The sequence below is a fragment of the Rhodococcus sp. NPDC019647 genome, assembly GCF_044389235.1.
Lineage (GTDB): Bacteria > Actinomycetota > Actinomycetes > Mycobacteriales > Mycobacteriaceae > Rhodococcus_F > Rhodococcus_F oxybenzonivorans.
The window spans coordinates 84,940-104,215 of sequence record NZ_JBIRXS010000007.1; the positions used below are offsets into that span (position 1 = coordinate 84,940).

Annotated in this window: 16 protein-coding genes and 2 tRNA genes; 10 read left to right on the forward strand and 8 right to left on the reverse strand. The window is 65.5% G+C overall.

The window, feature by feature from the left end; translation table 11 throughout:
• Nucleotides 1-11: 11 nt before the first annotated feature.
• Both pepN and ACH49N_RS16175 read right to left on the reverse strand, forming a co-directional pair.
• Entirely contained in the window at nt 12-2,591 is a 2,580-nt protein-coding gene (gene pepN / locus ACH49N_RS16170; protein WP_358274536.1) for an aminopeptidase N, read from the reverse strand.
• 73 nt (nt 2,592-2,664) lie between these two features.
• A complete protein-coding gene (locus ACH49N_RS16175) occupies nt 2,665-3,903 on the reverse strand; it encodes an FAD-dependent oxidoreductase (RefSeq protein ID WP_358274534.1) in 1,239 nt (412 codons plus the stop codon).
• A gap of 147 nt (nt 3,904-4,050) precedes the next feature.
• Here ACH49N_RS16175 and ACH49N_RS16180 point away from each other — a divergent pair, with 147 nt between their 5' ends.
• Entirely contained in the window at nt 4,051-4,680 is a 630-nt protein-coding gene (locus ACH49N_RS16180) for a DsbA family protein (protein ID WP_109335002.1), read from the forward strand.
• A 7-nt stretch (nt 4,681-4,687) separates the two neighbouring features.
• On the opposite strand, the gene ACH49N_RS16185 is transcribed toward ACH49N_RS16180, so the two are convergent.
• Nucleotides 4,688-5,665 (reverse strand): M48 family metallopeptidase, encoded by a 978-nt coding sequence (locus ACH49N_RS16185; RefSeq protein WP_397504703.1) that lies wholly within the window; start codon nt 5,663-5,665, stop codon nt 4,688-4,690.
• A gap of 68 nt (nt 5,666-5,733) precedes the next feature.
• On the opposite strand from ACH49N_RS16185, the gene ACH49N_RS16190 reads away from it, so the two are divergent.
• Together ACH49N_RS16190 and ACH49N_RS16195 are read left to right on the forward strand one after the other, a co-directional pair.
• Complete coding sequence (locus ACH49N_RS16190) at nt 5,734-6,207, forward strand: ribose-5-phosphate isomerase (protein ID WP_159921326.1); 474 nt, start codon at nt 5,734-5,736, stop codon at nt 6,205-6,207.
• 13 nt (nt 6,208-6,220) lie between these two features.
• Nucleotides 6,221-7,018, forward strand: coding sequence for a DNA-formamidopyrimidine glycosylase family protein (locus ACH49N_RS16195; RefSeq protein ID WP_358274532.1), 798 nt, complete (start codon nt 6,221-6,223; stop codon nt 7,016-7,018).
• 45 nt (nt 7,019-7,063) lie between these two features.
• Here ACH49N_RS16195 and ACH49N_RS16200 read toward each other — a convergent pair whose 3' ends face one another.
• The gene (locus ACH49N_RS16200; protein WP_358274530.1) at nt 7,064-7,882 is read right to left on the reverse strand and encodes a DUF1542 domain-containing protein; all 819 of its coding nucleotides are present in this window, start codon (nt 7,880-7,882) and stop codon (nt 7,064-7,066) included.
• Between the two features lie 211 nt (nt 7,883-8,093).
• Nucleotides 8,094-8,167: transfer RNA gene (locus ACH49N_RS16205), tRNA-Gly, on the reverse strand.
• Nucleotides 8,168-8,306: 139 nt separating this feature from the next.
• Between ACH49N_RS16205 and ACH49N_RS16210 the strand changes: the two genes are divergently transcribed.
• The 7 genes from ACH49N_RS16210 (at nt 8,307) to ACH49N_RS16240 (ending at nt 15,277) form a co-directional block, all read left to right on the forward strand.
• Nucleotides 8,307-8,383: transfer RNA gene (locus tag ACH49N_RS16210), tRNA-Pro, on the forward strand.
• Between the two features lie 61 nt (nt 8,384-8,444).
• Nucleotides 8,445-9,821 (forward strand): trigger factor, encoded by a 1,377-nt coding sequence (gene tig, locus ACH49N_RS16215; RefSeq protein WP_358274528.1) that lies wholly within the window; start codon nt 8,445-8,447, stop codon nt 9,819-9,821.
• A 184-nt stretch (nt 9,822-10,005) separates the two neighbouring features.
• The gene (locus tag ACH49N_RS16220) at nt 10,006-10,593 is read left to right on the forward strand and encodes an ATP-dependent Clp protease proteolytic subunit (RefSeq protein ID WP_109328849.1); all 588 of its coding nucleotides are present in this window, start codon (nt 10,006-10,008) and stop codon (nt 10,591-10,593) included.
• A gap of 47 nt (nt 10,594-10,640) precedes the next feature.
• On the forward strand, nt 10,641-11,303 hold the full coding sequence (locus ACH49N_RS16225) for an ATP-dependent Clp protease proteolytic subunit (RefSeq protein ID WP_109328851.1): 663 nt from the start codon (nt 10,641-10,643) through the stop codon (nt 11,301-11,303).
• A gap of 242 nt (nt 11,304-11,545) precedes the next feature.
• On the forward strand, nt 11,546-12,826 hold the full coding sequence (gene clpX, locus ACH49N_RS16230; RefSeq protein WP_109328853.1) for an ATP-dependent Clp protease ATP-binding subunit ClpX: 1,281 nt from the start codon (nt 11,546-11,548) through the stop codon (nt 12,824-12,826).
• A 68-nt stretch (nt 12,827-12,894) separates the two neighbouring features.
• The gene (aroQ, locus tag ACH49N_RS16235; RefSeq protein ID WP_250771313.1) at nt 12,895-13,335 is read left to right on the forward strand and encodes a type II 3-dehydroquinate dehydratase; all 441 of its coding nucleotides are present in this window, start codon (nt 12,895-12,897) and stop codon (nt 13,333-13,335) included.
• A gap of 7 nt (nt 13,336-13,342) precedes the next feature.
• Nucleotides 13,343-15,277: a sugar phosphate isomerase/epimerase and 4-hydroxyphenylpyruvate domain-containing protein gene (locus ACH49N_RS16240; RefSeq protein WP_159921337.1), complete on the forward strand. Its 1,935-nt coding sequence runs from the start codon at nt 13,343-13,345 to the stop codon at nt 15,275-15,277.
• Between the two features lie 33 nt (nt 15,278-15,310).
• On the opposite strand, the gene ACH49N_RS16245 is transcribed toward ACH49N_RS16240, so the two are convergent.
• From ACH49N_RS16245 to iolD, 3 genes are read right to left on the reverse strand one after another with little or no spacing between them, the layout of a single operon-like run.
• Nucleotides 15,311-16,360, reverse strand: a complete 1,050-nt coding sequence (locus tag ACH49N_RS16245; protein ID WP_358274526.1) for a Gfo/Idh/MocA family oxidoreductase — start codon at nt 16,358-16,360, stop codon at nt 15,311-15,313.
• 23 nt (nt 16,361-16,383) lie between these two features.
• On the reverse strand, nt 16,384-17,289 hold the full coding sequence (locus tag ACH49N_RS16250) for a sugar phosphate isomerase/epimerase (RefSeq protein ID WP_159921341.1): 906 nt from the start codon (nt 17,287-17,289) through the stop codon (nt 16,384-16,386).
• 34 nt (nt 17,290-17,323) lie between these two features.
• Nucleotides 17,324-19,276 carry a 3D-(3,5/4)-trihydroxycyclohexane-1,2-dione acylhydrolase (decyclizing) gene (gene iolD, locus ACH49N_RS16255; protein ID WP_358274524.1) on the reverse strand — a complete coding sequence of 651 codons (1,953 nt, stop codon included), beginning with the start codon at nt 19,274-19,276 and terminating at the stop codon, nt 17,324-17,326.

Here is a 19,276-nt window from a genome sequence, read left to right on the forward strand (position 1 = left end):
CCGCGACGCGGTCAGCTCGCGTCGAACTTGCGTGCTGCCAGGGAGCGGACGATGCCCGCGCGGCCTTCCACCACCAGCCGGCGTAGAGCGGGCGGGTGGTCACCGGCCAGGAACTCGTCGGCCGCTGCCACCGACTTCTCGCTGATCGACCATGACGGGTACAGGCCGATCACGACGGTCTGTGCCACCTCGCTCGACCGCCGCTCCCACACCGCGGGAATGTCCGCGAAATAGCGGGCCACGTAGGGCTCGAGCAGTTCCGACTGACCCGGTCCGGAGAACCCGCCGATGATGGCGCGGGCGGTGATGTTCGGCAGCGAGTCGTCGCCGATCACCTTGGTCCAGGCCTGTTCTTTGACGGCCGCCTGCGGCCGGAGCGTGGCCACGGCCGCAGCCTGGCGGGCCCCTGCGGCCGTGGGATCGCGCTTGGCTTCGGCGTCGATGAACGGCGATTCGACGCCGTCCGCATCGATCTCACCGGCTCCGGCCAGTGCCCCCACGATCCGCCAACGGAGATCGGTGTCGACCACGAGGCCGGGCAGCCCGACGGTGTCGGGTTCCGCGTCGAGCAGCTCCTGCAGGACCTCGGTGTGCCACGCCGACAGCTGCGCACCGGTCAGCGCGTTCACGAACGCCAACTGGTGGTCCGATCCTGCCGCGGCCTCCCGGGCCAGTTCGAGGAGCCGGTTCGCGAAGTCGGGCCACCCGTGCTCCTTCGCCCACTCGGGGTCGGCGTAGCTTCCGAGCGCGGTGTGCGCCTGCATCAGGAGCCGCTGCACCACACCGACTTCGGTTTCGGCGCTGATGCCGCGCTGCACCAGAGCGACGAAGTCCCGTGCCTTCAGCTCTGCCTGACGTGTCATCTCCCACGCTGCGGACCAGACGAGGGTGCGGGGGAGCGATTCCGCAATGTCCCCGATCCGCTCGATGGCCGTGGCGAGGGAGTCCGGATCGAGGCGCACCGAGCAATAGGTGAGGTCGTCGTCGTTGACCAGGATCAGTTGGCCCCGCTCCACACCCACAAGTTCGGCGACGTCGGTGCGTTCCGTGGCCTCGAGGTCGAGTTCGGCCCGATGGGTACGCACCAGCTTGCCGTCTCGATCGCCGTAGACGCCGACGGCGATGCGGTGCACGCGGCGCTCGCCGGCACCCGGTGCGGCACCTTCCTGAATGACGCTGAAGCGAGTGAACTTACCGTCGGCGTCCACCTCGAAGTCGGGGCGCACGATGTTGAGGCCGGTGGTCTTGAGCCACTGCGCACCCCAGTCCGACAGGTCGCGGCCCGAGGACTTTTCGAGCGCGCCCAGCAGGTCGTCGAACGTCGCGTTGCCGAACGCATGCTCGCGGAAGTAGTCCCGCAGCCCCGCCAGGAACGGCTCCAGCCCGACGTAGGCGACGAGCTGCTTGAGGACGGACGCGCCCTTGGCGTAGGTGATGCCGTCGAAGTTCACCTCGACGGCGGCGAGATCGGGGATGTCGGCGGCGATCGGGTGCGTGGACGGCAGTTGGTCCTGGCGGTAGGCCCACGACTTCTCGACATTGGCGAAGGTCGTCCACGCGCTGGTGTACTCGGTCGCCTCGCTCTGGCACAGCACCGATGCGAAGGTGGCGAACGACTCGTTGAGCCACAGGTCATCCCACCAGCGCATGGTGACGAGGTCGCCGAACCACATGTGCGCCATCTCGTGCAGTACGGTCTCGGCCCGGCGTTCGTACGACGCCCGGGTCACCTTGGACCGGAACACGTAGTCCTCGAGGAAGGTGACGGCGCCGGCGTTCTCCATTGCCCCGGCGTTGAACTCGGGCACGAAGAGCTGATCGTATTTGCCGAACGCGTAGGGCGTGCCGAAGTTGCGGTGATAGAAGTCGAAGCCCTGCTTCGTTTCCGTGAAGAGGCGCTCGGCGTCCATGTGCTCGGCAAGCGAGGCGCGGCAGAAGATTCCGAGAGGAATGGCACCGTGCTCGTCGGAGTACGTGTCGGTCCACTCGGCGTAGGGTCCGGCGATGAGCGCCACCAGGTAGGTGCTCATCTTCGGGGTGGTGCGGAAGAGATGGCGTCCGGCCTCGGCCTTGACGGATTCGACGGTGGCAGAGTTCGAGATCACCTTCCAGTCGGCGGGGGCGGTGACGTGCACATCGAACGTCGACTTCAGATCCGGCTGATCGAAGCAGGCGAACATTCGCTTGGCGTCGGCAGTCTCGAACTGCGAGTACAGGTAGACGGCCTGATCGGTGGGATCGACGAATCGGTGCAGTCCCTCCCCGGTATGGGAGTAGACGCAGTCGGCCTCCACGACCAGTTCGTTCTGCTCGGACAGGTCGGTGAGCGCGATACCGGTGGCCTCGTCGTAGTCCGCCACGTCGACAGGTGAACCGTTCAAGGTGGCCGAATGCACACGGGCCGCAACGATGTCGATGAAGGTGGACGTGCCGGCGACGGCGCCGAAGGTGACGGTGGTGCGTGAGCTGAACGTCTCCACACCGGGCTTCCCGGCCCCGTCGGTGAGATCGAGTTCGATGAGGTAGTTGTCGACGGTCAGCAACCGGGCGCGTTCGGCTGCCTGCTCGCGGGTCAGGTTCGGTGGGGCCACAGAGGTCTCCTCGGGGATGGGCGGCGGTGCTCGTACTCGATGCTGCCATCCCATCACGAGTGGACCGGGGCCGTTAACCGGAGACGTCGACCAAAGGGACTGCCGGATCGGCCAGACGGTCGGGGTCGACCGGAGCCGACGAGGACACCAGTTGTTTGATCTGATCTGTCACATCCCAGATATTGACGTTCATTCCGGCGAGCACCCGGTTACCGGAATCGAGCCAGAAAGCGATGAACTCGCGGGTGGCGTAGTCGCCGCGCACGATGACCCGGTCGTAGGAATCGTGCGGTGCGTATCCCACGTACTCCATGCCGAGGTCGAACTGGTCGGTGAAGAAGTACGGCAGGTTGTCGTACTGCGCCGTGTGGCCGAGCATCGTGGCTGCGGCGACTGCGGGCTGGTTCAGCGCGTTCGCCCAGTGCTCGACCCGGATTCGTGTTCCGAGCCGAGGATGCAGATGCGCGGCGATGTCGCCCACGGCGACGACGTCGGGATCACTGCTCTGCAGTCCTGCGTCGACGAGGACGCCGCCGCCGTCGACGTCGAGTCCCGCCTGCTCGGCGAGTTCGATGTTCGGGGCGGCGCCGACCGCTACCAGGACCGCGTCGGCGGGCAGCACGGTGCCGTCGCCGAGTCGCACGCCGGTTGCCCGGCCGTCCTCGACCAGTATTTCCTCGACCTTGGCGGCCAGATGCAAGTGGACGCCGTGCTCGCGATGCAGCTCCGCGAAGACCGTCCCGATCTCCGGGCCGATCGAGCCGCTCAGCGGGACCTCCGCAGCCTCCACCAGTGCGACGTCGGCGCCTCGTTCCCGGGCCGACGCGCCGACTTCGAGCCCGATCCAGCCGGCACCGATCACGACCAGACGGCCGTGCTCGCCGACTGCTTCGATGAGGGCGTCGGACTCGTCGACAGTGCGAAGGTAGTGAACCCCTGCAGCGTCCGACCCCGAGATGGGTGGCCGGCGAGACCGGGAGCCGGTGGCGAGTGCCAGCTTGTCGTACGAGAGGGTCGAACCGTCCGGGAGCGTCACGGTGTGGGCGGCGAGATCGAGGGCGGTGGCAGCGGTGCCGAGCCGCAGATCCACATGGTGGTCGCGGTACCAGTCGCCGCGGTGCACGATGAAATCGGCGAGCGCCTTCTTGCCTGCGAAGTGTTCCTTCGACAGTGGAGGCCGCTCGTAGGGGAGGTGATCCTCCTCGGACAGAAGGATGATCGAACCGTCGAAGTCTCTGGCGCGCAACGCCTCCGCGGTTTTCGCGCCTGCGAGACCACCGCCGACGACGATGAACGTACGAGTGGAAGACATGGGGAACTCCCTTCCAGCCGGTGCCACTGGCTGATCATCTCGACCCTACTGCGGCGCAGGGGACCGGCGGGAAGGATTGGCCGCGACTCCGTGTTGACACCCGTAGACCTGGAATGGGCCGACGACACCACCGAGAAGGAGTAACACGTGAGTGCAGGTACGAACGCTGGAACCACGAAGGACACCGCGGATTTCTGGTTCGATCCGCTGTGCCCCTGGTGCTGGATCACGTCCCGATGGATCCTCGAGGTCGCGCAGGTCCGTGACATCGAGGCCAACTTCCACGTGATGAGCCTGGCGGTTCTCAACGAAGGTCGGGACCTGCCCGAGCAGTATCAGGAATTGATGGAGAAGGCGTGGGGGCCGGTGCGAGTGCTCATCGCGGCTGCGCAGCAGCATGGCGACGACATCCTGCTGCCCCTGTACACGGCGATGGGCACGAAGATCCACAACGAAGGCAACAAGGATTTCGCCGACGTCGTGGTCAAGTCTCTCGCCGAGGTGGGACTGCCCGCCGAGCTCGCGGGCGCAGCCGAGTCCGACCGGTACGACACCGCGTTGCGTGAGAGCCACGCTGCGGGCATGGACGCCGTCGGACCCGATGTCGGAACACCGACCATCCACGTCAACGGTGTCGCGTTCTTCGGCCCGGTGCTCTCACGTATTCCGCGCGGTGAGGACGCCGGCAAGGTGTGGGACGGCGCCGTCGCGTTGGCCGGCTACCCGCACTTCTTCGAGCTCAAGCGCACGCGCACCGAAGACCCTCAGTTCGACTGAGGTTCGTTCACATCCGGGCGGGCCCGGCCGGGTCGATCGCGTACTGCAGCTGCTGCGGATCGCGGTAGATCTGGCCGGGCTTGACGAAGAGATGCCCGTGTCGGGTGCGATTACGCAGCGCTGCCGCACGCCAGGTGAGAACCGGATGTCCGGACAGCAGATTGACGAACCACGGAAAGAATCCGCGTTCGGTGGTGGCCCGATCGGCGAGTTCGTCGAATCCGACGACGCTGACGAGGTATTTGCCCGCACCGAGGACGCCCATCGCGCCGCGAGCGCCCTGGGGCCGCACGCAGAAGCCGTGATTGTCCGCGGTGTACTCCATGGACCGGAACAGCGCCGATCCGACGACGGGAATGTAGTTGGCCGCGAACTGTCCCAGCTGCCGCCAGTAGGAAGCGTGACCCGCCGCGATGTGTCCCACCTCGTGGCCGACGATGAAGGCGAGGGCGTCCGGTTCGCGTGCCTCCCCGCCGATCTCGAAGAGGTCGCTGTACACCACGACGAAACGTCGGAATCCGTGCCCGGACGCGAACGCGTTGATCCGGCCGTTCCCGAGCACCACATAGGCGTCGGGCGGCTCGGCCATTCCGAACCGTGCCGCCGCCTCGGCCACCATGCGGTAACCGTCCGGGAACTGGGTGGGCGTCATCTTGATGCCGTTCACCTGTTGCGAGCCGTACAACTGCCCGCGAGCGATGGCGATGAGGATCGGGGCGACGAGCACGACCACAACCCAGGTGGAGACCACACCGAGTACGAGCGACACGATCGCCGCCGTGTAGGCCACGACCGTGAGGGCGACGGCGCACACCAGAAGCGGAATCTCCCACGAATGCCGCGCCGGGCGGTCGTTCGGCATCAACCCCGGGGCGGGCAGCGGGGGAGGTGTCCATCCCATTCCGCTATTCCACTGCGGCTGCCCGGATGCCGGCAGGTGTCCCGGATGCACCTGTCCCCAGTTCTGTCCGTTGTCGGGATACATGCTGATCACGATAGGCGTACCGGGGTCGTGAGACGATTCGCTCCCACCGCCTGACAGAATCTCCAGTCATGCGCGTATACCTCGGTGCCGACCATGCCGGATTCGAACGTAAGAACGAGATCATCGAACACCTCACCGCCACCGGTCACGAGGCCGTCGACTGCGGTGCTCACGTCTACGACGCCGTCGACGACTACCCCGCCTTCTGCATCGAGGCGGCTCGCCGGGTGGTCGAGGACGAGGGCAGTCTCGGCATCGTTCTGGGCGGCAGCGGCAACGGCGAGCAGATCGCAGCCAACAAGGTGCCCGGCGCCCGCTGCGCGCTCGCGTGGAGCGTGGAGACGGCTCAGTTGGCGCGTCAGCACAACAACGCCCAGCTGATCGGGATCGGCGGACGCATGCACTCACTCGAGGAGACCCTGGCGATGGTCGACGCCTTCCTCACCACGGAGTGGTCGAACGAGGAGCGGCACCAGCGCCGGATCGACATCCTCGCCGAGTACGAGAAGACCGGCGTCGCCCCGGCAGTGCCCGAGGCCTGACGAGAGAACTTCCATGCCCGAGGGCCCCACACTTCACCGGCTGGCACGCTTGCATCAGCGCCGATTCGGTCGTGCTCCGGTGCGGGTGTCCAGCCCGCAGGGCAGGTTCGCGGAAGAGGCGGCGATTCTCGACGGGCGCGTCCTCCTGAAGGCGGAGGCGTGGGGCAAGCATCTGTGGCACCACTACGAGGGCGGGTTCGCCGTCCACGTTCACCTCGGTCTCTACGGCACCTTCACGGAGGCGCCCGTTCCGATGGACCCGCCGGTGGGCCAGGTCCGGATGCGGATGGTCGGTGCCGAGTTCGGCACCGACCTTCGAGGTCCCACCGCGTGTGAATTGCACGACGAACTTCAGGTCGCCGCTGTGGAGGCCAGGCTCGGACCTGATCCACTCCGCACGGACGCAGATCCCGAGAAGGCGTGGAAGCGGATCTCCTCGTCGAAGACGGCAATCGGAGCCCTGCTCATGGACCAAGCAGTCGTCGCAGGAATCGGCAACGTCTACCGGGCGGAGGTGCTCTTCCGGCATTCGATCCACCCCGAGCGGCCCGGCCGCCAGCTGTCCCACGACGAGTGGGATGCAGTGTGGGCCGATCTCGTCGACCTCATGAAGCTGTCGGTGCGCCGCGGTCAGATTCATGTGGTCCGGCCCGAAGACGACCACGGCGAACCGCCCTACGCGAAGGGGCGTCCCCGAACCTATGTCTATCGTCGGGCAGGGGAGCCGTGCCGGATCTGTGGAACAGCGGTTGCCCATTCGGTCATGAAGGGGCGCAACCTCTTCTGGTGTCCCACCTGCCAGCCGTCCTGACCCGGCGGCGTCGCGCACACCAACTTCCGATCACGAGGCGGCGACTCAGATGTCGAAACCGCCGAAACCGCCATCGCCGCCGAAACCGCCATCGCCGCCGAAGCCCATGAACCCATCGCCGCCGCCGCTCATGTCGCCGCCGGTGTCGCCGCTCATGTCGCCGCCGGTGTCGCCGCCATCTCCACCGTCCCCGCCCGAGTCTCCGGTGTCGGCAGCGGCGTCGCCCTGACCGCTTTCCCAGTCCTGGGCGCCGTACGCCACCCCCGACATTCCGGAGAACATCGCGGAGAACAGGAACATCGAGCCGACGCCCCAGGCGCCGGCAATGAGCGCCGGTTTCCACCACGGCTCCGAGTACCAGCCGGCGGGGACGGGGCGGCCCGCGACTCGACCGCCGGGGTAGTAGTTGGGGGTTCTCGGCGAGGGATTCGGTGACGCGGCTACCTGACGCCCCTCGAAGTCGACCTCCCGGTCCTCGGTGACCTGACCGGCCACCTTCTGGCCTTCGAGGGTGGGAATCTCGGGCCCGGGATCCATCCCCATCGCGATGCGCGCGGCGCGGATGTAATACAGACCCTCGAGGGCGGTCTGCTTGGCGAGACGCGCCTGTGTCGGGGTGTCGGCCTGATCGATCTGCGACCCAGCGGCGATGTAGCGCTCGGACGCGTCGGCCAGCGCCTGCTTGGACGCGTCGTCCGAACCGACGAGGTTGTAGACCTGTCCGCCGAGACGCTCGATGGCCTGCCGGGCGTCCGCCTTGGCATCCTCGAGTTGGTGTGCCGTCTGCTCCGCACGTGTGTTGCGGCCTCGCACGACCAGGAACCCGATCGCGGCGATGATCACGAGGATGAGTAGGAGTTCCACGAGAGCCTCCAAGGGCCGAGCGGCCGTCGCCAGGACGAATCGGACAACTCCCAGCCTACCGAGGAAACCGGGGATTACGCGTTGGGCGAACGCGGGGACGGTCGGGGAACGAGATCTCCAACCTTGTGACGCATGTCACAAGGCTGTGGATTCCGCGCCCGCCCCCAGGGCACGAAAAAGGAGCGCTTCCGCGAGGGGAAACGCTCCTGTGTGGAGGGGATGACGGGAATCGAACCCGCGTAATCAGTTTGGAAGACTGAGGCTCTACCATTGAGCTACATCCCCGTGCATACGACAACCTGGGATCGCCATGCATGTCGTCTGCGATGTCAGACTGTACCCAATCCCGCTTTGGATTTCATAATCGGGGGGCCGTAGGATTCTTCCTCGGGTCCTCGCGAGGTTGGCGAGAGCCTGCTCGGACCGGGGTGTAGCGCAGCTTGGTAGCGCATCCGCTTTGGGAGCGGAGGGTCGCAGGTTCAAATCCTGTCACCCCGACCAGAACCACAGGGCAGGCAACTGCCGCACAGTAAAGAGCACGACCACACGAAGGAGCCAGTCCGTGAAGAGCACCGTCGAGCAGCTCAGCCCGACGCGAGTCCGTATCAACGTTGAGGTGCCCTTCGAGGAGCTCAAGCCTGATTTCGACAAGGCCTACAAGGCCCTCGCGCAACAGATCCGTCTCCCCGGCTTCCGTCCGGGCAAGGCACCGGCCAAGTTGCTCGAAGCTCGTGTCGGACGTGGAGCCGTCCTGGAGCAGGTCGTCAACGATGCACTCCCGTCCCGCTACTCCGAGGCCGTCACCACGGCTGCGGTGAAGGCGATCGGTCAGCCCGAGATCGAGATCACGAAGATCGAGGACGGCGAGCTCCTCGAGTTCACCGCCGAGGTCGACGTGCGTCCCGAGATCACGCTGCCCGACTACAGCGAACTCAGCGTCACCGTCGATCCCATCGAGATCACCGACGAGGCCGTCGAGGAGCAGCTGCTGTCGCTGCGTCAGCGCTTCGGCACCCTCACCGGCGTCGATCGTCCGGTTCAGGACGGCGACTTCATCTCCATCGATCTGTCGGCCACCGTCGACGGTGAGGCCGTTCCCGAGGCCACCGCGAGCGGACTGTCGCACGAGGTCGGCTCCGGTCAGCTGATCGAGGGCCTCGACGAGGCCGTCATCGGTCTCTCCGCGGGCGAGTCCAAGGAGTTCACCTCGACACTCGTCGCCGGTGATCATGTGGGCAAGGAAGCCGTCGTCACCGTCACCGTCGGCACCGTCAAGGAGCGCGAGCTCCCGGCCGAGGACGACGAGTTCGCTCAGCTGGCAAGCGAGTTCGACACCCTCGATGAGCTGAAGGCCGATCTGCGCGAGCGCGTCGGACGGGTTCGTAAGGTCGAGCAGGCGGGGCAGATCCGCGACAAGGTCCTCGAGACCCTGCTGGAGACCGTCGAGGTTCCGCTGCCCGAGGCCGTCGTCAAGGCCGAGGTCGACGCGGCACTGCACGACGCCGTGCACAGCCTCGACCACGACGAGGACGCCCTGAACAAGGCTCTCGAGGAGCAGGGCACGAGCCGCGAAGAGTTCGACAAGGACGCCAAGGAGAGCGCCGAGCGCTCGGTGAAGACCCAGCTGCTGCTGGACGCCATCGCCGACGCGTCCGACGTCACTGTGGGCCAGGACGAACTCACCGAGCGCATCCTGTTCCAGGCCCAGCGCTACGGCATGGCTCCGGAGCAGTTCATTCAGCAGATCCAGCAGGCCGGCCAGCTCGGTGCCGTCTTCGCCGACGTGCGCCGCGGCAAGGCTCTCGCCGGTGTCGTCGAGCAGGCCACCGTCACCGACACCACGGGTGCCACCGTGGACACTGCGGAACTGTTCGGCAACGGCGAGACCGAAACCGATGAGCCCGCCGCGGATTCCGCCGAGGGCGAAGACCAGAGCTAACGCTGGTCGCGGGGTGTTTCCCGCATGTTCGGCGGTGAGTTGTTTTCCGCTTTGAGCGAAGTAGGGCGGCACCGGGACTCCGGTGCCGCCCTCCTTCGTTAGTGTCTGTGTCAGCAATCAACGATTTACGGAGAAGGCAGGTACCGTGACTTCCAATCACCTGGAGACTTTGCAGAGTCCCGCCATGACTTCAGCCACCGCTGGGTTGAACCTCAGCGATTCGGTGTACGAGCGCCTGCTGCGCGAGCGCATCATCTTCCTCGGTACCCAGGTCGACGACGACATCGCGAACAAGCTGTGCGCTCAGATCCTGCTGCTGTCGGCAGAGGATCCCAATCGGGACATCTCCCTCTACATCAACTCGCCCGGCGGCTCGGTCAGCGCCGGAATGGCGATCTACGACACGATGCAGTTCGCGGAGTGCGACGTTGCCACGTTCGGAATGGGTCTTGCCGCCTCGATGGGTCAGTTCCTGCTCTCCGCCGGTGCGAAGGGCAAGCGTTACGCTCTCCCGCACGCCCGGATCATGATGCACCAGCCGTCCGCCGGTATCGGGGGCACCGCCAGTGACATCGCGATCATGGCCGAGCAGTTCGCCCACACCAAGCGTGAGATGGCCGAGCTGATCGCCGAGCACACCGGTCAGACCGTCGAGCAGATCACCGCCGACTCCGACCGCGACCGCTGGTTCACCGCCAATGAGGCTCTCGAATACGGCTTCGTCGACCACGTCGTCTCCCGCGCACGCCAGGCGGGTGGAACCGGTAGCTGAATCCGGCCCCTGACCCTCCCCGCGTCCCACACATCCTTGGAGAACTGATGACCAACCTGTTCGATCCCCGCAACCTGGGAGGCCAGGCGCCCGCCGCCCCGCAGTCGCGCTACATTCTGCCGTCGTTCATCGAGCACTCGAGCTATGGCGTCAAAGAGTCCAACCCGTACAACAAGCTGTTCGAGGAGCGCATCATCTTCCTCGGCGTCCAGGTCGACGATGCCTCGGCCAACGACGTGATGGCTCAGTTGCTCGTTCTGGAATCGCTCGACCCCGATCGCGACATCACGATGTACATCAACTCCCCGGGTGGTTCGTTCACCTCGTTGATGGCGATCTACGACACCATGCAGTACGTGCGCGCCGACATCACCACGGTGTGCCTGGGTCAGGCGGCGTCGGCGGCGGCCGTGCTGCTGGCGGCCGGGTCGCCCGGTAAGCGCCTGGCGCTGCCGAACGCTCGCGTCCTCATCCACCAGCCGGCCTCTGGCGGCATCCAGGGCCAGGTGTCCGACCTCGAGATTCAGGCAGCCGAGATCGAGCGCATGCGCCGTCTGATGGAGACGACGCTGTCGAAGCACACCGGCAAGACGCCGGATGTGATCCGCAAGGACACCGATCGCGACAAGATCCTCACCGCCGAAGAGGCGAAGGAATACGGGATCATCGACGACGTGCTCGAGTACCGCAAACTCAGCGCCCAGAAGTGATGTATTGCCGCCCCGGCTCGGGCGACACGCCGTGAGGGTGGAGTTGCGACGGGCCGGGTGCGGCGTCGGTAAGGCTGGCGTTCCCGGAAGATCGGCGAGCGAATCACCGACAACCAGTCGACCTCGCTCGCGATCTGCGGGTACGGTCACATAACGGGCTTTCGTTTTTCGGTGGTGCGCAGCACGCGTGTCATCGGGATTCGGTGGTTGCACGTAAACGAGGGAAGTAGGGACCTGACGAGATGGCACGCATCGGTGACGGCGGGGATCTGCTCAAGTGCTCTTTCTGCGGTAAGAGCCAGAAGCAGGTCAAAAAGCTTATTGCGGGGCCTGGGGTGTACATCTGCGACGAGTGCATCGACCTCTGCAACGAGATCATCGAAGAGGAGCTGGCAGAGTCCAGCGAGGTGAAGCTCGACGAGCTGCCGAAGCCTGCCGAGATCCGGGACTTTCTCGAAAATTACGTGATCGGCCAGGACGCCGCCAAGCGGACCCTCGCTGTCGCCGTCTACAACCATTACAAGCGCATCCAGGCCGGTGACAAGGGTCGTGACGCGCGTGGTGAGACGGTCGAGCTGGCCAAGTCGAACATCCTCATGCTCGGCCCGACCGGCTGTGGCAAGACCTACCTTGCTCAGACGTTGGCGAAGATGCTCAACGTCCCGTTCGCGATCGCCGACGCCACGGCACTCACCGAGGCCGGTTACGTGGGTGAAGACGTCGAGAACATCCTGCTCAAGCTGATCCAGGCCGCCGATTACGACGTCAAGCGCGCCGAGACCGGCATCATCTACATCGACGAGGTCGACAAGATCGCCCGCAAGAGCGAGAACCCGTCGATCACACGCGATGTGTCCGGTGAAGGCGTGCAGCAGGCGCTTCTGAAGATCCTCGAGGGAACGCAGGCGAGCGTGCCTCCGCAGGGCGGGCGTAAGCACCCCCATCAGGAATTCATCCAGATCGACACCACCAACGTGCTCTTCATCGTGGCCGGCGCCTTCGCCGGACTCGAGCGGATCGTCTCCGACCGGGTCGGCAAGCGTGGAATCGGCTTCGGCGCCGAGGTGCGTTCCAAGGCGGAGATCGATACGCAGGACCACTTCGCCGAGGTCATGCCCGAAGACCTGATCAAGTTCGGTCTGATTCCCGAGTTCATCGGTCGCTTGCCGGTGGTGGCGTCGGTCACCAACCTCGACAAGGAATCACTCGTCCAGATCCTGTCCGAGCCGAAGAACGCGCTGGTCAAGCAGTACAACCGGCTCTTCGACATGGACGGCGTGGAGTTGGAGTTCACCACGGACGCGCTCGAGGCCATCGCCGACCAAGCGATTCTTCGTGGCACCGGTGCCCGCGGTCTCCGCGCGATCATGGAAGAAGTTCTTCTCCCGGTCATGTACGACATCCCGAGTCGCGATGATGTCGAAAAGGTCGTGGTCAGCGCCGAAACGGTCAACGACAACGTTCTGCCGACCATCGTTCCGCGTAAGCCCGACCGCGGGGAACGCCGGGACAAGTCCGCGTAGGCGGAGGCGCGCTGTATCCTGATTGCGGACTAACTCACTAGTTCGTACATACGGAGGTAACGCGCGCGATGACAGCTCCAGGACCGATCTTCGTTCTGAACGGCCCCAACCTGAACCTGCTCGGGCAGCGCCAGCCCGAGGTGTACGGATCCGAGACGCTCGATGACGTCGTCGAACTCTGTCGCACCTCGGCTGCGCGGGCCGGTCGGGAGATCGTGGCTCGTCAGTCCAATCACGAGGGCCAACTGATCGACTGGGTGCACGAAGCGCGGACCACTGCGTCGGGTGTGGTGATCAACCCCGGTGGATACACCCACACCTCGGTGGCGCTACGCGATGCGCTCGTCACGCTCGAGGTGCCGTTGGTGGAGGTCCACATCAGCAATGTTCACGCGCGCGAGGAATTCCGGCGACACTCGTACGTCTCCGGCGTTGCCACTGGCGTGATCGCCGGGCTGGGCATTATCGGGTACGGGCTGGCCGTCGACTTCATCTGCAACAAGGGCTGAGTACGTCGTGGCAGAGCGGATCCGGACAAGTGTCGCCACCGTCTCCCTCAGCGGGTCGCTGGAGGAGAAGGTCGCCGCGATCGCCGCCGCGGGTTTCGACGGGTTCGAGGTGTTCGAACCGGACTTCGTGAGCTCGCCGTGGTCTCCACGTGAACTCGCAACCCGCGCAGCGGATCTCGGACTTACGCTAGATCTCTATCAGCCGTTCCGTGACCTCGATTCGACGGACGATGCCACCTTCGCCCGCAACCTGGTCCGGGCCGAACGCAAATTCGACATCATGGAGCAGCTCGGCTGCGACACCATGCTGGTCTGCTCGTCTCCGTTGCCGGAGGCGGTACGCGACGACGGTCTTCTCACCGCGCAACTCCACACTCTTGCCGAACGGGCGCACGCCCGTGGACTGCGGATCGCGTACGAGGCGCTGGCTTGGGGAACGCACGTCAACACCTATCGTCATGCGTGGAAGATCGTGGCGGACGCGGACCATCCCGCCCTCGGAACCTGTCTCGACAGCTTCCACATCCTCTCGCGCGGCGACGACCCCTCGGGTATCCGCGACATCCCGGGCGAGAAAATCTTCTTCCTGCAACTCGCGGACGCACCACGCCTGTCGATGGATGTCCTGCAGTGGAGTCGGCATCACCGGAACTTCCCGGGGCAAGGAAACTTCGACCTTGCGGCGTTCGGCGCGCACGTGCAGGCGGCGGGGTACCAGGGCCCGTGGTCACTCGAAATATTCAACGACACGTTCCGCCAGTCGTCCACCGGCCGCACGGCGGCAGACGCTCACCGTTCGTTGTTGTATCTGCAGGAGGAAGTCGGCCGGGTTCTGGCGGAACGCGGCGAAGAGGCCGACGGCGGGCCGGTCCTCTTCCGGCCACCGCCCCGCGCGCCGCTCGAGGGAATCGTGTCCTTGCGCCTCGCGGCGGGTCCCGGCAAAGAAGCGGACCTGCGGCAGGCACTGCAGCACATCGGTTTTCAGCTAGCCGGGCGGCATCGCAACCACGACCTCCAGTTGTGGCGGCACGGGCCGTTGACCGTCGTCGTCGACGCCACGGCCGGCACCGTGTGGACTGCCCCGGGCCTGCCTGCGCACTTGCCGGTGCTCACCCAGATCGGCATCCGGTCGAGCGACCCGGATGCATGGGGTGAGCGGGCGGCAGCGCTCGAGGTGCCGGTGCACGAGGTTCAGTTGCCGGGCGTGGACACGGCTCCCGAGTCAGATGTAGTCCGGCTGAAAATCACCGATGCCACTTCGCTGGACCTGCGAGGGCCCGGGAGTGCGGCTGCGTGGCAGTCGGCCTTCGACCTGTATCCCACCGAGTCGCGGTGGCAGGACGACGTTCCCGTCTTCACGGGTGTAGATCATGTGGCCCTGGCGGTGCCGTCCGACAACTGGGACGGCATCATGCTGCTGCTGCGGTCGGTGTTTGCAATGGCGCCGCACGAGGGCCTCGACGTCACCGACGCGGTCGGAATGATGCGCAGTCAGGCGCTGACGATGGATCAGACGGGTGCCGACGGCGTCGACCGGCCGCTGCGCATCTCCCTGAACATGGTTCCGGGCGCAGCGCCCGGCAATTCGCACATCGCCGCGACCAGGCGTGGTGGGATCAGCCATGTGGCGTTCTCGTGCAGCGACATTTTCACCGCGGCGGCCGCGATGCAGTCCAACGGGTTCGAGCCGTTGTCGATTTCACCGAACTACTACGACGACCTCGAGGCCCGGTTCGGGCTGTCGCGGGAGTTGCTGGATCGGATGAGCAGTTCGGGCATCATGTACGACGCCGATCCGCACGGGGAGTTCTTCCACGTGTTCACCAGGACGGTGGGCGCCGACCTGTTCTTCGAGGTGGTGCAGCGGATCGGCGGGTACGAGGGCTACGGCGACGCCAACTCGGCGATGCGCTTGGCCGCCCAGCTGCGGGCGGCCGGCTGAGGGTGGCCGGCTGAGGGGCGGGCGCGGCGTCACCTACCGGTCGTCCGGACCCCGAATCGAGGATCGCTGGACCATCTCCACCGTGACGCGCTCACCCGTCTCGAGTGACTCGACCCCCGCAGCGCACACTGCGGCGGCCGCGTAACCGTCCCATGCGTCCGGCCCGTCGATGTAGTTGCCCGTCCTGGATCCCGAGCGGACAGCATCGACCCACCGCTGAATCTCGATGTCGTAGGCCTGCCCGAACCGCTCCGTGAAGGTCCGCGTGATCCGACCGCTTCGAATGCCGGGCGTGCTCGTACGAATCAGTCCTACGTCGAGACCGATCATTGCGCTACCCGATTCCCCGACAACCTCTGTCCGGACCTCGTAGGCGACCCCGGTGGTGACGAACACCTCCACGTCGACGTGCATGCCGGACGTGGTGGTGAACAGAGCGATCTGCGGATCCCGCAGGCCCTCCGGTGCTCGCGGGTTGGGTCTGGGCGTGATGATCTGAACGGAGGAGATCTCCTCGTTCAGCAGGAAGCGGGTCACATCGACCTCGTGCACCAGCGAATCCTTGACGATCATCGCGCTGTCGAAATGAGTTGGCACGCTCGGGTTTCGGTGGATGCAGTGCAGGAGCAGGGGGCGACCCAATTGGCCCGAGTGGAGGAGGGCCGCGAGTTGCCGGTACTCGGGATCGAATCGGCGCATGAAACCCACTTGTATGAGCTTCGTGCCCAGTTCCGCTTCACGCGCGACCACTTCGAGTGATGTGGCGACGTCGGTAGTAAGGGGCTTCTCGCACATCACCGGCTTGCCGTGCTCGAGGCACGCAAGCAGTTGCTTCTCATGGGCCGGGCCGGGACTGGCCAGCAGTACGGCGTCGACGTCCGGATCCGCGATCGCATCGAGCGGATCTTCGACGACGCGGCAATCCGGGATGGTCGCGGCGAGTCGCGCAGCCTTCTCGACGACGTAGTCGTTGACCACCGCGACCCGGGCACCGGAAATTGTGGAGGTAATGCGTCTGACGTGATCGGCGCCCATCATTCCGACGCCCAGTACGGCGATGCGGAGGCTCCGGCTTGCGGTCATCGGGGAACGAACTCCTGACGTTGTCAGTGGAAGCGAACGGAACCTATCCCGCAGCTCTCCAGATACATTCGAGTGCGTTGCGCGATCGGCAAGGGGACGTGGGGGGCGCAGGGATAGAGGTCTTGCTCGACGATGGCGAATACGTCTATATCGAGCGTGTCGATCGCCGCGAGGACAGACGGCATGTCCGGGATTCCCAGCGGAGGCTCGATCATGACGGCGAGCTGCACGGCTTCACCGAACGGCAGGTCGCCGGCTTCGACCGTGGCCCGGACCTCGGGATCGACCTGCTTGAGGTGCAAGTAGCCGATACGCTCGGCCGCGCGCTCGATGATCGCGAGATTGTCGCCACCGCGGTAACTGATGTGCCCGGTGTCGAGGCACAGATTGACGAATTTTTCGTCGGTGGCATCGAGAAAACGATACACCCGCTCCTCCGTGTCGATATGGCTGTCGGCGTGCGGGTGGTACTGGGCTTCGACGCCGTACTGCTCGAACATTCGCTTGCCCAGCTCGTTCATTCCTGCGGTCTTCTTCGTCCATTGCTCCGTGGTGAGGCTGCGATCTTCGAGGACCTTGCCGCTGCCCGGATCGCGCCACATCTCGGGGATCACGACGACGTGCCGGCCACCGACAGCCGCAGTGAGGGCGGCGACTTCCTCGATCCGGGACCAGACGGCTTCCCGGGAATCGGGTCGATGCAAGTGCTCGAACACCGTCCCGGCGGAAAGTTTCAGGCCGCGGGCGTCGAGTTCGTCACGCAGCTTCTCCGGCTGGGTGGGCAGGTAGCCGTACGGGCCCAGTTCGATCCATTCGTAACCGGCCGCGGACACCTCGTCGAGGAAGCGGTCGTAAGAAATCTGCCGCGGGTCGTCGGCGAACCAGACACCCCAGGAATCAGGGGCTGATCCGACGCGGATGGCGCTCATGTCGGGGCTCCTTTCGAGTTCTTGGGTAGTCGCTCTAGTTTCCGGAGGGCCGCAGGAAGGGGCGTTGGATCTTCTTCCACTGTGCGTACGTCTCGTAGGCGGTTCGGGTCGAGTCGAGCGTGGACGTGGAAGACACCGGAACGTCCCACCAGGATTCACTGTCCGGGCCAGGGGAACGCGGATCGGTTTCCACGTGAATGACAGTAGTCGTCTCGCCGGCCTTCGCGACTTTGACGGCGTCAGCGAACTCCGCAGCTGTCTTCACGCGAATGACATCTACGCCGAGACTGGCTGCGTTGGCTGCCAAGTCGACCGGGAGTACCTCGCCGTCGAGCCGACCCGATCCGCCGCGGCGACGGTACTCTGTGCCGAATCTCTGGGATCCCACCGACTCGGAGAGCGATCCGATCGAGGCGAAACCGTGATTCTGCACCAGGATGACGATGAGCTTGAGATTTTCCTGCACTGCAGTCACCAGCTCGTTGGCCATCATGAGGTACGAACCGTCACCGACCATGACGAAGACGTCGCGGTCGGGACAGGCCATTTTGACGCCGACTCCGCCGGCGATCTCGTATCCCATGCAGGAGAAGCCGTATTCGACGTGGTAGCCCTTCGCATCGCGCGTCCGCCACAGCTTGTGGAGGTCGCCGGGCAGGGAACCGGCGGCGCCGACCACGACGTCACGTGGGTCCGACAGGGTGTTCGCCAAGCCGACCACCTGGCTCTGGTTCACCTGCCGAGTGTCGTCGGTGATGCGGTACACCGACTCGACTTTCGCTTCCCAGCGGGATACCAGCTCGCGCGTCCGCGTGCGGTATTCCTGGGACACGCAATAGTCGCCGAGCAAGGGGCCGAGCGCCTCGAGCGCCTCCCGAGCATCCGCGATGACGCTGACTCCGCCCTGTTTCACCGAATCGAGCGATGCCACATTGATATTGACGAACTGCACGTTCGGGTGTGCGAACGCGGTCCGCGACGCCGTCGTGAAATCGCTGTACCTGGTACCGATGCCGATGACCACATCGGCATCGGCGGCCAACGTGTTGGCTGCCGTGGTTCCGGTCGAGCCGATGGCTCCCAGCGACTGTGGGTGATCGGAAGCGAGCGATCCCTTGCCTGCCTGCGTCAGACCGACAGCGACGCCGGTCTGCTCGACGAACGCTACGAGGGCGTCGGTCGCACCGGAGTAGATGACACCACCACCGGCGATGATGAGCGGATTCTGTGCCGAGCGAATGATATCCGCAACGCGGGTGAGCACGGACCGTTCGGGCAGGGGCCGCGCGACGTGCCAGGTGCGCGGGGCGAAGAGCGAGCGCGGCCAGTCGAATGCGTGTGCCTGAACGTCCTGCGGAATAGCGACCGTGGCGGCGCCGGTTTCGGCCGGGTCGGTCAGCACGCGCATCGCTCCGAGCAGCGCCGCGGGCAGCTGCTCCGGGCGCCACACCCGGTCGAAGTATCGCGACAGCGGCTTGAAGGCGTCGTTGACGGTGACATCACCGCTGGACGGCAATTCGAGTTCCTGGAGAACCGGGGCACTCGCACGGGTCGCGAATGTGTCGGCAGGCAGCAGTAGCACCGGCAACCGGTTGATCGTGGCGAGTGCCGCACCGGTAAGCATGTTGGTCGAGCCCGGCCCGACACTGCTGGATACCACCCACGTCTGCAGGCGGTTCTTCTGGCGTGCGTACGCGACGGCTGTGTGCACCATCGCCTGCTCGTTGCGGCCGGGCACGTAGGGCAACTCGGGTATGGTCCCGGCTTCGGCGGCGTCGATCTCCGCCTGCAGCAGCGCCTGTCCCACACCGGCCACGTTGCCGTGGCCGAAGATGCCGAGGCAACCGGCGAAGAACCGGTTCCGTACGCCGTCCCGCTCCACATACTGGTTTTCGAGGAACCTGAGAGCCGCCTGGGCCACAGTGAGGTGCACGGTGCCCTCGGCGTCGGGATCTTCGTTCGCCGATCGAGGCGCGGTGGACACCAC

Excerpts from the sequence above, each read along its gene's own strand:
- ACH49N_RS16220 (WP_109328849.1), top strand. The coding sequence starts at position 10,006 with ATGACTTCAGCCACCGCTGGGTTGAACCTCAGCGATTCGGTGTACGAG.
- aroQ (WP_250771313.1), top strand. The coding sequence starts at position 12,895 with ATGACAGCTCCAGGACCGATCTTCGTTCTGAACGGCCCCAACCTGAAC.
- ACH49N_RS16225 (WP_109328851.1), top strand. The coding sequence starts at position 10,641 with ATGACCAACCTGTTCGATCCCCGCAACCTGGGAGGCCAGGCGCCCGCC.
- ACH49N_RS16185 (WP_397504703.1), bottom strand. The coding sequence starts at position 5,665 with ATGTATCCCGACAACGGACAGAACTGGGGACAGGTGCATCCGGGACAC.
- clpX (WP_109328853.1), top strand. The coding sequence starts at position 11,546 with ATGGCACGCATCGGTGACGGCGGGGATCTGCTCAAGTGCTCTTTCTGC.
- ACH49N_RS16245 (WP_358274526.1), bottom strand. The coding sequence starts at position 16,360 with ATGACCGCAAGCCGGAGCCTCCGCATCGCCGTACTGGGCGTCGGAATG.
- ACH49N_RS16195 (WP_358274532.1), top strand. The coding sequence starts at position 6,221 with ATGCCCGAGGGCCCCACACTTCACCGGCTGGCACGCTTGCATCAGCGC.
- ACH49N_RS16175 (WP_358274534.1), bottom strand. The coding sequence starts at position 3,903 with ATGTCTTCCACTCGTACGTTCATCGTCGTCGGCGGTGGTCTCGCAGGC.
- ACH49N_RS16190 (WP_159921326.1), top strand. The coding sequence starts at position 5,734 with ATGCGCGTATACCTCGGTGCCGACCATGCCGGATTCGAACGTAAGAAC.
- ACH49N_RS16250 (WP_159921341.1), bottom strand. The coding sequence starts at position 17,289 with ATGAGCGCCATCCGCGTCGGATCAGCCCCTGATTCCTGGGGTGTCTGG.